Annotated in this window: 11 protein-coding genes and 1 pseudogene; 7 read left to right on the forward strand and 5 right to left on the reverse strand. The window is 65.1% G+C overall.

Annotated features, from left to right (window positions below; all coding sequences use genetic code 11):
* The 5 genes and pseudogenes from ACE3S9_RS08715 to ACE3S9_RS08735 form a co-directional block, all read left to right on the forward strand.
* A pseudogene (locus ACE3S9_RS08715) lies at nt 1-111 on the forward strand (IS630 family transposase); the annotation flags it as partial.
* A gap of 551 nt (nt 112-662) precedes the next feature.
* Nucleotides 663-911, forward strand: a complete 249-nt coding sequence (locus ACE3S9_RS08720; RefSeq protein ID WP_374546064.1) for an AAA family ATPase — start codon at nt 663-665, stop codon at nt 909-911.
* Between the two features lie 104 nt (nt 912-1,015).
* Nucleotides 1,016-2,986: a TrkA family potassium uptake protein gene (locus ACE3S9_RS08725; RefSeq protein WP_374546054.1), complete on the forward strand. Its 1,971-nt coding sequence runs from the start codon at nt 1,016-1,018 to the stop codon at nt 2,984-2,986.
* Between the two features lie 141 nt (nt 2,987-3,127).
* On the forward strand, nt 3,128-3,778 hold the full coding sequence (locus tag ACE3S9_RS08730; protein ID WP_374546055.1) for a haloacid dehalogenase type II: 651 nt from the start codon (nt 3,128-3,130) through the stop codon (nt 3,776-3,778).
* 354 nt (nt 3,779-4,132) lie between these two features.
* The gene (locus tag ACE3S9_RS08735) at nt 4,133-4,285 is read left to right on the forward strand and encodes a DUF3309 family protein (RefSeq protein WP_374546056.1); all 153 of its coding nucleotides are present in this window, start codon (nt 4,133-4,135) and stop codon (nt 4,283-4,285) included.
* 8 nt (nt 4,286-4,293) lie between these two features.
* Here ACE3S9_RS08735 and ACE3S9_RS08740 read toward each other — a convergent pair whose 3' ends face one another.
* Nucleotides 4,294-4,620: a hypothetical protein gene (locus ACE3S9_RS08740; protein WP_374546057.1), complete on the reverse strand. Its 327-nt coding sequence runs from the start codon at nt 4,618-4,620 to the stop codon at nt 4,294-4,296.
* A 20-nt stretch (nt 4,621-4,640) separates the two neighbouring features.
* On the reverse strand, nt 4,641-5,843 hold the full coding sequence (locus ACE3S9_RS08745; RefSeq protein ID WP_374546058.1) for a pyridoxal phosphate-dependent aminotransferase: 1,203 nt from the start codon (nt 5,841-5,843) through the stop codon (nt 4,641-4,643).
* A gap of 120 nt (nt 5,844-5,963) precedes the next feature.
* Between ACE3S9_RS08745 and ACE3S9_RS08750 the strand changes: the two genes are divergently transcribed.
* Complete coding sequence (locus tag ACE3S9_RS08750; RefSeq protein ID WP_374546059.1) at nt 5,964-6,356, forward strand: hypothetical protein; 393 nt, start codon at nt 5,964-5,966, stop codon at nt 6,354-6,356.
* 18 nt (nt 6,357-6,374) lie between these two features.
* Here ACE3S9_RS08750 and ACE3S9_RS08755 read toward each other — a convergent pair whose 3' ends face one another.
* A complete protein-coding gene (locus ACE3S9_RS08755; RefSeq protein ID WP_374546060.1) occupies nt 6,375-7,595 on the reverse strand; it encodes a DUF1501 domain-containing protein in 1,221 nt (406 codons plus the stop codon).
* On the reverse strand, nt 7,592-9,094 hold the full coding sequence (locus ACE3S9_RS08760) for a DUF1800 family protein (RefSeq protein ID WP_374546061.1): 1,503 nt from the start codon (nt 9,092-9,094) through the stop codon (nt 7,592-7,594). Before ACE3S9_RS08760 ends, ACE3S9_RS08755 begins: the two co-directional genes overlap by 4 nt.
* A gap of 116 nt (nt 9,095-9,210) precedes the next feature.
* Here ACE3S9_RS08760 and ACE3S9_RS08765 point away from each other — a divergent pair, with 116 nt between their 5' ends.
* Nucleotides 9,211-9,801, forward strand: a complete 591-nt coding sequence (locus ACE3S9_RS08765; protein ID WP_374546062.1) for a hypothetical protein — start codon at nt 9,211-9,213, stop codon at nt 9,799-9,801.
* 260 nt (nt 9,802-10,061) lie between these two features.
* On the opposite strand, the gene ACE3S9_RS08770 is transcribed toward ACE3S9_RS08765, so the two are convergent.
* Nucleotides 10,062-10,246: hypothetical protein (locus tag ACE3S9_RS08770; protein WP_374546063.1), on the reverse strand; the 185-nt coding region annotated here is incomplete at its 5' end.

A 10,246-nucleotide genomic window follows, 5' to 3' on the forward strand; every position in this document is an offset into this window, starting at 1 on the left:
GCTGAACGGACCGTTGAAGGCCTCTGGGCCGCGTTCAGCGCGATCCTGCCCACCTTCACGCCGCAAGAATGCGCCAACTTCTTTGCCGCCGCTGGATATGACCCGGATTAAGGCGAATCCGCTCTAACAAGCGCCACAGCCCGACTGTGTAACACATATCGCCGACTTCAACCCAATCGGTCGTTTCTTCTTCTATTCTGAGAAGAAGAATGTCTCCATCGGCATATATGAAATCATAGCCGTCTTTAGCACTTAGCGCCAACCCACAAACCGCAATATCGACGGTATTGTCTGGGTGGAAAACCCACGGAACATTCGTGGCTTCAATCAATCCGCATGTGCCGTCTTTTTTATTAACTCTGGTCGCCCAGCCATCATCACCAAGGGATTCGGCGACGTGACGAGCAGTTACAAGATGGAAGCCGCCCTTATAAAGAAGCAGAAAGCCTGTGCCCTCACAGCGTATTGCTGTTGGACCCGCTTCATAAGCAGGATAGCCAAGAAATACTACGCATTTACGCGAATCTTGATTAAACCGCATGGCAAATCCGGGGCTTCCAACAACAATCTGGATGCTGTCCAGACCGAATATGTAAGGAAGTGGCACCTTACACCCTCGTCACGCCCCCGCAATAAGCGATAAACTTCCTTGTAGTAAGGGGATAATTACCCAACTGATGGCGCTGAACGAGCCGGAAACCAGCCTGCACCCCGATCTGTTGCGGCCGCTCGCGCGGCTGATCGCCGCCGGCGCCGAAAAAACACAGATCATCGTGGTCACCCATTCCGCGGCGCTGGCGGAGGAACTGGGCCGCCATGCGTCCTCCGCGACGATCCGGCTGACCAAGGCGCTCGGCGAAACCGTCGTCGAAGGCTGCGCGACGTCATCATGGCGGTGGCCCGCACGCTGACGCCGGCGCCAAGCCCGAGGCAATGTCGGAAGATTGTCACGAGGATGAAACAGAGAAAAGATGGATTCGCCGGCGGCTCGCGCGAGGATGGATGGACGGCGACCATGGATCAGATTGTCGAGACATCGGATTTTCCGCCCGGCGTCCGCGGCGGAGACGCCATCATCATCTGCGGCCTCGGCAATGTCGGGCGGCAATGCGCGGCTCTGCTGAAGGAATTCGGGGCCTATGTCGTCGGGGTCGATATTTCGGCGCAGGAATGCGCCGAAACCGGTTCGTTCGACGAGATCATTCTCGGCGACGGCTCGCGGGCGGAGGTGCTGAAAAAAGCGGGCGCGGAACAATGCCGCGCCATTCTGCTGGTGACCACCGACGAGCGCAGCAATATCGCCGCCGCCTTCGCGGCCCGGCTGCTCAACCAGAAAGTCCGCCTCGTCATCCGCTCGGCGCAGGAGCAGTTGAATCGCCTGCTCGGCGAACAGCTCGGCAATCTGGTCGCCTTCGAGCCCCATGAATTTTCGGCGCGCGCTTTCGCCGTCGCCTCGCTCGCCGATGCGACCAAGGCGCGGTTCGATCTCGAAGGCTCGACCATTCGCGTGGTGACGCATATCGCGGCGCAAGGCGACTGGAGCGTGGGACGCACGCCCTCGGAGCTGAATTCGCTACGCCAGCGCATGGTGGGCCATGTTTCCCAGGGGCAGACGCTCGGCGATTTGTTCGCCCTGACCAGTTCCGGCGCCCGCGTCCAGGCCGGCGACGAACTGACCTTCATCGATTGCGGCGAAGGGCTCAAGGACGCCAGAACGGCGCATCCGGCAGGGACGAAAAGGCGACGGCTGGACTGTCGCGCTTTGGTCCGCCAGGCCCGCGACACCTTGCGCGCCGCGCCCAAGGCCGCCTTCGCCTCGCTGGCCATCGTGGTCGGCATGGCGGCGCTCGGCGTCCTGCTCTATCGCTGGGAAAATCCGGACATCGGCTGGTTCGACGCGTTTAATGTCTCGACCGTGCTGGCGGTCGGCGGCTTCGACAATGTGTTCGGCTCGCTGAAGGCGCCTTTCCCGATCTCGCCGGGCCTCTATGTCTATTCGCTGCTGATGAAAATCAGCAGCGCCATTTTCCTCGGCATCGTCTTCGCGACCATGACCGAGCGCGTGCTCGGCGCGCGGTTCCAGATCGCCGCGCGGCGTCCCCCGGCTCCGGTCGAAGGTCACACGATCATCGTCGGCATGGGGCCGATCGGCCAGAATGTCGCCTCTCTGCTGCAACGCTGGGGCCGTCCCGCCGTCGGCGTTTCGCCGCAGCCCGTGGCCGAAGACATTTTACGCGGCGTGCCGATGCTGTCCGGCCCCATCGCCGACGCGTTGCAACAGGCGAATATTGCCGGCGCCCGTAGCGTGGTCGTGGTCGGCGACGATCAGGTCGCCAATCTCGAAACCACTTTGCTCGCGCATTCGCTCAATCCGCGCTGCGCTCTGGTGTTTCGCGTCGCCGACCGCGAGCTCGCCACCAGCGTCGCGGCGCTGGTGCCCGAATCGTTCGGCATCAGCGAATCCGAGATCGCCGCCCAGGCGATCACCGGCGCGGCTTTCGACGAGACGATTCTCACCGCCTTCCACCTGCCAGGCCGCTCGATCCTGGTGACGGAATATCGCGTCGTTCCCGGCGACACTTTGATCGACCGCCAACTCGCCCATCTGGCCTATGGCTATGGCGCCATTCCGGTGTTCCACGAACGCGGGCCGGCAGGACAGCTCAATCCGTCCGACGACGTCCGGCTGGAAGCCGGCGACAAGGTGGTGGTGCTGGCGACGGTCGATGCGCTGCGCCGGATCGAGCGCGGCGAACTGGCGGCGCCGCAATGGCGGCTGGTGATCGATTCCTGCCCTTCCTCGGACGCGGCCTTCGAGGCCGGCAACGCGATCGGCCGCATCGCCGGCTGCGATCTCGCTCTGGCCCGCAAGGCCTTGGCGGGCCGGCCCGGCGCGCTGGAGGCGCCCGTCTACCGCCAGCAGGGCCTGCGGCTCGTCCGCGAACTCGGCCGCATCAAGGTCGGCGCCCGTCTGGAACAAGGCTGATCCCGCCGCCTAGATCGTTTCATTGTTTCATGGAAACAATGAAACGATCTAGGTTTTTCTTTTGACGCGTATTCGCTTCGCGGACCTACGGTTCTTTACGCGAACCGGTGTCCACTTCGCTCGAAAACGCTAGGAGCCCCCATGACCCTGCCGCTTTATGTCTTCGACGCCTATGGCACTTTGTTCGACGTCCATTCGGCCGTCGCCCGTCACAAGGCCCTGGTCGGCCCGCAGGCCGAAAGGCTGTCGGAATTGTGGCGCACGAAACAGCTCGAATATACCTGGACGCGAAGCTTGATGGGCGCCTATCGCGATTTCGACGCCCTGACCGAGGAGGCGCTGGATTTCGCCGCCGCGCGCTGCGGCGGGCTTTCGCCGGAAGCGCGCGAAAAACTGCTCGCCGCCTATGAGACGCTGGACGCCTTTCCCGACGCCGCGCCGGCGCTGAAAATGCTGCGCGAACGCGGCGCCAAAACGGTCATCCTGTCCAACGGAACGGCGCGGGCTTTGGCGCGGGCGACAGCCTCCGCCGGTCTGCAGGATTTGCTCGACGATTCCTTGTCCGCCGATGCGCTCGGCCGTTACAAGACCGCGCCGGAGGTCTATGAACTGGTCGGCGCGCGCTACGGCGTGACGCCGGATCAGGTGTCGTTTCAATCCTCGAATCGCTGGGATGTGGCGGGCGCCGCGCGATTCGGCTTTCGCGCGATCTGGGTCAATCGGGCCGGCGCGCCGGACGAATATCGCGATTTGCCGCCCGCGCGCGTGATCGCCAGCCTCGCCGAGCTGTGACCAGATAAAAAAAGGCCGCCGGAAGAACCAGCGGCCCAAGTCTAGGGAGGAAACGCCCAAGGAGGGCTGCAGCACAAGCATCGCTTGCGCTACGATTGATAAGTTATGTTGCGTCGCACAAAAAGTCAAGGCGATTTTATTGCGGCGCATCATTTTCTTCGGATTTGACCATTAATTTTTGAGAAAACCCTTTTAAATCAGGGAGAAGCCGCGGAACTTCAGCGCGCCTCGCGCGTTGAGGCGAAAGAGAAGGATCGCCCGCACGCTTGCGCCGGACGCCGATCCGCTAAACCAAAGAAAAAGGCGCGTTTCGCGCGCCCTGAGCGCGCCCGGCGCCGCCTCGGGGAGGACGCCATGTCCCTCGCGACTCTTCTGATCGCCCTGCTGATCGTCGCCTTTTTCGCGGCCTTGCCGACTTGGCCGCATGCCGCGCAATGGGGCTATTATCCAAGCCTGCTCATCGCAGGACTGATCCTGGCGGCGACGCTGCTGACGGAAATCAGTTAGGAAAGCGGCTATTCCTCGGAAATGACCCGATATTCATCGCTGGGGCCGCCACGCTGCAGCAGGATCGAATGTTGAGCGCCGTGGGGATCGCGCCATTTGGCGCGGCACTTTTCCATGCCGCACAAGACTTCGGGGAAACGATGGAGCGGCTTGCCATTGGCGAGCTTGAGGCCATAGCCCGCATCGGGCTTCCAGCCGGCGGCCAGCAATTGCGCGCGTTGTTCGGTATAGGCTTCGCCCGCGACGACGCTGCCCGCCTGAGCGGCGCCGATTCGGCCGCCCGCCAGCGCCAGGGCGCCGAGAATAACAAGGAGTTTCCGACGCTTAGCCAACATGTTCGCCTCCCCTGTCCCGCTCAGCGCAGACCGGCGCAGAAAGCCTGAATTTTCGCGCAAGCTTTGGCAAGAGCCTCGTTGGACGTGGCGTAGCTGACGCGGAAATTGGGCCCCATTCCGAAAGCCGAGCCCTGCACCACCGCAACCCCCTGCTCCTCCAGCAAAGCCGTGACGAAATCGACATCGGTTTCGATCTTGCGCCCGCCTGCCGAGGTCCGGCCGATCGCCTCGGCACAGGACGGATAAAGGTAGAAGGCGCCTTCCGGCCGGTGCGCCGACAGAAATTTCGCCTGGTTCAGCATGGAGACGGCGAGATCGCGGCGACCCTCGAAAATCTTGCGGCTGTCGGCGATGAAATCCTGCGGACCGTCAAGCGCCTCGACCGCCGCCCATTGCGCGATGGAGCAGGCGCCGGAGGTCTGCTGACCCTGGATCATGTCCATGGCCTTGATGAGCTTTTCCGGCCCCGCCGCATAGCCGATGCGCCAGCCGGTCATGGCATAGGCCTTGGACACGCCGTTCATGGTCAAGGTGCGGTCGTAGAGCGCCGGCTCGACCTGGGCCGGCGTGGTATATTCGAAATCGCCATAGACCAGATGCTCGTACATGTCGTCTGTCAGCACCCAGACATGAGGGTGGCGCAGCAACACGTCGGTCAAAGCCTTCAATTCATCGCGGCTATAGGCGGCGCCCGAGGGATTGGAAGGCGAATTCAGGATCAGCCATTTGGTGCGCGGATTGATCGCCCGTTCGAGCGCTTCCGGCTGCAGCTTGTAGGAACGTTCGGCCTTGGTCTCGACGATCACGGCGTTGCCGCCGCACAGCGCGACGATTTCCGGATAGGACACCCAGTAAGGCGCGGAAATGATCGCCTCGTCGCCCGGATTGAGGCTGGCCATCAAGGCGTTGAACAGGACCTGTTTGCCGCCCGTGCCGACAATGCATTGCGAGGGCTTGTAATCGAGCCCGTTCTCGCGCTTGAACTTCCGCGCGATGGCCTCGCGCAGCGGCGCGATGCCGGCGACGGGGCCATATTTGGTCTCGCCGCGCTGGATCGCCGCGACCGCCGCCGCCTTGATGTGATCCGGCGTATCGAAATCCGGCTCGCCGACCGAGAGGCTGATGATCTCGCGTCCCTGCGCCCGCAATTCGCGCGCCTTCTGCGTCATGGCGATGGTCGCCGAGGGTTTTACACGAGAAAGCGCGTCGGCGAGAAAGCCCATCATTTAGCCTTTTCAATTGCGGTCCGGCGGCGGACCATAGCGCCGGGCGCGAAAAACGGAAGGCCGAATTTGGCCCGCCGCGCGTCCCGACTTTTCAGGCGATGATTCGGAGAACGCAATATGGCCATGTTCAAACTGCCGCTTTCGGGCGATGTGACGCAGGCGATCAACCCGATGACCTGGTTTTTCAGTCCAAGCGGCGGACAATATGGCTTGTTCAATATCGAGATCGGCGAATCGGGCCAGCCCGAGATCGAGGCCGAAATCCTCAAGGACGTCGCGGGCTACGGCAAGCAGCTCGGCATATTGCTCGACGCCATGGTGGTGCTCGCGCGCCGCGTGGATGTCGAACAACTGGAGTTGAGCGAGCGCAAGGCGCTGCTCGCATTGGCCGAATTGTCCGAATCCGTCGGCCGGATCAAGAAGGATTACGACCGTTCCGCGCTGGTTCTCGACGAAGCGCCGCTGTTCGGCAAGCCGCGTGCGACCGCGGCGCTCCCACGCTCCCGGTGACGCCGTCGCTCCGCGCGCTCAGGCCGCGATCAGCCCCGTCATCGGCTTCACGCCGGCGCTGTCGGGAAAGACCGAACGCGCCAGCAATCCGGCCGGCGCCGAAAAATGATCCGTCAGCACGCCTTTCAGCACGGCGCGCAGATCGGTCGTCGGCAGCAGGTCGCGGTTCTGGTAGAGTTTGGCATCCGCCAGGCCCGGCCAGTCATAGACGCCGCGTCCGCCTGCGAAGGCGCCGCCGGCCAGCAGCGCGACCGTGCCGGTTCCGTGGTCGGCGCCGGACGTGCCGTTGACCCGCGCGGTGCGGCCGAATTCCGTCACCGCGACAACAACCGTCTCGCGCCAGACATCGCCCAGCCCCACGCGCAATTCCTCCAGCGCGCCGTCGAGGCCGCCGAGCAATTGCGCCAGCCGGCCGCCGAGCGGCCCCTCATTGGCGTGGGTGTCCCAACCCTCGAAGGACATGGCGGCGACGCGCGGTCCGTCGGAAGCGCGCATCAGCCGCGCCGCGCCGGCGGCCATCTGCTTCATGCCATTGGGCGAATCCGGCCCGCCCTTGGGCCTCTGATCGGCGTCCATGCCGGAATCGCGCGCCATGGCTTCGACGCGCAAGCCCTCGGACAAAGCCTTTTGCAAGGCGGGGTCGCGCTGGTCATAGAGATCGAGCAGACGCGCCGAGAGATCGTCCGAGGCGGGCATCAGCTTTTGCGGCGACCAGCCCAGCACCGCCGCGCCGCCGCGCAGGATCAGCGGCGTGGTGGCGCCAATTCCAAGTCCTTCACCGCGTGCGCGGGCGCCGCTCGGCGGCAGCGCACCGAGGAAGCGGTTGAGCCAGCCGTCGCGCGTCAGGCCGGGGCCGGGCTGGCCGCTTTCCAGCACATCCTGGCCGTCGAAATGCGAGCGCTCGCGATAAGGTGTGGCGACCGCCTGCACGAACAAAGCCTGTTTGGCGTCGTAAAGCGCCTTGAAATTCGGCATGGCCGGATTGAGCGCGAATAGCGCGTCCAGCGGCAGCGCCGGCTTGTCGCCGCGGGTCTGCAAGGCGAGCGCGCCGCGCTGACGGGTAAAATCCGGGTCGCCGACCGGGGCGACCGTCGCCAGCCCATCCAGCGCGCCGCGCAGCACGATCACGACAAGGCGCGGATCGCGCGTCGCCGCGCTGGCCCAGCACGGAATGGCTGCGGCGACGAACAGACTGGCGGAGCCGGTCAAGGCCCGACGGCGGGTGAGCAAAACACTCATCGTCTTTGCGCCTCCGGCGCCATCAGCAACAAGGCGAGGCCCTGGGGACGCGTTTCGGCGCGGCTCACCGCCTGCCGTGTTTCCGGCGAAGCGGCGGCGCCCAAAGCGGCGTCGCATAATTCGCGCGGGTCGGGCGGATCGCGCAGCCGGATCGCCCATTGCGAGGCGAGATCGAGCCGGGTCCTGATCCCGTCGGGCGAGGCCCAGGCCGCCGCATCATCGGGAAAACCATTGGGCCCCGGCGGCCGCCAGAGAGGCTGGCCCAGCATGTCCAAAGCCGAAATCACCGGGCCGGGCTCGTCGGGCGCGTGACCCAGCAAGCGGGCGCTGGCCACGACGAATTCCCACGGATCGCGCATTTTCATCGGAGGCGCGGCGAAGCTTTCCGGGGCGTCGATCAAGGCGAGCGTCACCGCGCGCAGGTCGCCGTCGGTGGTGAGAAAAACCTGCGCGAGGCGCTCGACCAGAACGGGCGGAGGCGCGTCGGCGACAAAATGTTTCGCCAGTTTGAAGGCGAGATGGCGCGCGGTTTCGGGGCGCCGCGCCAGCGCCAACAAGGCCGCCTGCGCCTGATCCACAGCGCCCGGCGGATAATCGGCGCCGAGCAATTTCTGCGCGCCGGGCTCATGGACATTGGCCTGGAAAATGAAGGCGCCGGGCGGGCCGAATTTCTGGTCGCGCCCGGCGAAACGCCAGCCCGTCAGCATGTCCGAGAGCGCGATGACATCGGCCTGCGAATAGCCGCCGTTGACGCCGAGCGTATGCAATTCGAGGATTTCGCGGCCGAGATTTTCGTTGCGGCCGCGATTCTGCTTCGTCCCGACCGGCGAATCCGGCCCGACGCTCTGCTGGGCGTCGAGATAGAACAGCATGGCGGGATGACTCTCGGCCGCCAGCAGCATGTCTGCGAAACGCCCGAGCACATGGGGCCGGATCGCCTCGCGCTCGAAGACGCCGGCCGTGATGCTGGTCGGACCGCCCTTGGACATGGACAAGGCGAAATGGTTCGACCAGAACGCGACCAGCCGCTCGACCAGACCCGCGCGGGCCTCGTAGGCGCGGCGGAAGCGCGCGAGCGCCTCGGCGCGAAAGATGATTTGTTGCGGCGACGGCGGTTTGGGTGGGGCGGGATTGGCGGGCGGGGTCATCGCCGCATTCGGCGGCGGATTGGCCGGCGCCTGCGGCGCCAGCACGATGATCTGCGGCGCGTCTTGCGGCGCGGCGGCAGGCTGCGATGGGTTCGACGCCGTTTGCGCGAGCGCGGCCTTCATCTCCCGCGCGGCTTTTTCCGCGTCCTGCTGGGCGAACAATATCTGCAGCGCCGCATTGGAATCGGGCAGGCCGGGACCGGCCAGCAGAGCCGCGCCGGGCGGCTCGATTTCGGCGCGCAGAAAGCCGCGCGGATCGAGGCTGGCGGCCGCGAGATCGCCATCGCCGCGCGAGCCGAAGCCGAAGCGGGACAAAGCGATGAAACCGGCCTTCTCATCCTTCGCGGGCATGGCGCGCTCCCCGAAACGACGCCATGACAGCACGCCCCGCCTGAAGGCGCGATGAACGCGATTGATTGAATTTTCCGCGCAAAGCTTTGGCAAGATTCGCCAGCCAGAATGACGCCATGACCAAAGCCGTCGCCTTCGGCCGGAGAGGCCTCAAACCGCTGGACCGCGCGAGCCCGGCTCCCGCCTTCGCGGAGCCGGCGCTGACCCCGGAGCAGCGCGCTGTTCTGTTCGGCGCCGAACACGCGCCGGCGCCGGATGAGTCCGCCCGCGCGACGCGACCGCCGCGACGGCGCGCCGCGCTGATCGCCTGCCTCGCCGTCACCGCGCTGGTTTCCGCCGTTACGCTCGTCGGCCAGCCGCACGACGTCGCCGCCGGTCTGCCGCCGCTGCTGGCGGATCAGGCCGCGCCGTTGTTGCGTCTCGCCGGCGGCTGGTTCGAGCCGCTGCTCCTGGCTTTGTCGGTTATCTCCATCGCCTCCAATTGCGCCGCCAATCTCTGGTTCGCCGAAAAATTCTGCGGCTTGCGCGAATGGACCGGCGTACCGGCCTTTGCGCTGTCCGGCGCGGTCACGAGCGTCGCCCTCGCGCAGATTACGGCGCTGATCGGGATGGGCGGCGGCGAATGGGGGATCGGGTTCGACGCGCTGACGGGCGCCGGCGTCGCCGCGCTCTATCGCCTGCTGGCGGGACGCAGCTCTTTCGAATGAGGCGGCGCCGCCCGACCTCGGATTTCGGGTCGCTGCGGTCTTACGACATGAACGTCCCGCGATCGGCTATCGCGCGCCAAGCGTAGGTTCTGATAGCAAAATGAACCAGCGCTCGTGAGCCCGGGTCAAGCGTTTACGCTCGGAAGCTCGGACCGGCGGAAGGCCGCCGACTTGATGGGCGACGGCAAGGTTGCGCCAGCAAAAAACCGTCCATTTCCGCGCTGTCCGAACGAGCGAGCGGCTCATGTCAGAGCGGACGCCTACCGTCGGCCGTGGCGATATTCGGTGATGAGATTACGATCGGTAATGATCTCGCCGGGCCGGCCGGTCTCGATTTCGGCCTCGTCCAGCGTCTGAACGTGCGAGCGATCCAGAAAGTTCGCGATCACGTCGCCGTCGCGGGGGCCGAACAAGGGCTTGCCGGCCGGAGCGATGAGCCGCAGCT

The sequence above is a fragment of the Rhodoblastus sp. genome (assembly GCF_041915505.1).
Taxonomy (GTDB): domain Bacteria; phylum Pseudomonadota; class Alphaproteobacteria; order Rhizobiales; family Beijerinckiaceae; genus Rhodoblastus.

Bases quoted from the DNA above. Each gene is read 5' to 3' on its own strand.
- ACE3S9_RS08760 (WP_374546061.1), bottom strand. From the start codon at position 9,094: ATGCCCGCGAAGGATGAGAAGGCCGGTTTCATCGCTTTGTCCCGCTTC.
- ACE3S9_RS08750 (WP_374546059.1), top strand. From the start codon at position 5,964: ATGGCCATGTTCAAACTGCCGCTTTCGGGCGATGTGACGCAGGCGATC.
- ACE3S9_RS08735 (WP_374546056.1), top strand. From the start codon at position 4,133: ATGTCCCTCGCGACTCTTCTGATCGCCCTGCTGATCGTCGCCTTTTTC.
- ACE3S9_RS08755 (WP_374546060.1), bottom strand. From the start codon at position 7,595: ATGAGTGTTTTGCTCACCCGCCGTCGGGCCTTGACCGGCTCCGCCAGT.
- ACE3S9_RS08725 (WP_374546054.1), top strand. From the start codon at position 1,016: ATGGATCAGATTGTCGAGACATCGGATTTTCCGCCCGGCGTCCGCGGC.
- ACE3S9_RS08765 (WP_374546062.1), top strand. From the start codon at position 9,211: ATGACCAAAGCCGTCGCCTTCGGCCGGAGAGGCCTCAAACCGCTGGAC.
- ACE3S9_RS08740 (WP_374546057.1), bottom strand. From the start codon at position 4,620: ATGTTGGCTAAGCGTCGGAAACTCCTTGTTATTCTCGGCGCCCTGGCG.
- ACE3S9_RS08745 (WP_374546058.1), bottom strand. From the start codon at position 5,843: ATGGGCTTTCTCGCCGACGCGCTTTCTCGTGTAAAACCCTCGGCGACC.
- ACE3S9_RS08730 (WP_374546055.1), top strand. From the start codon at position 3,128: ATGACCCTGCCGCTTTATGTCTTCGACGCCTATGGCACTTTGTTCGAC.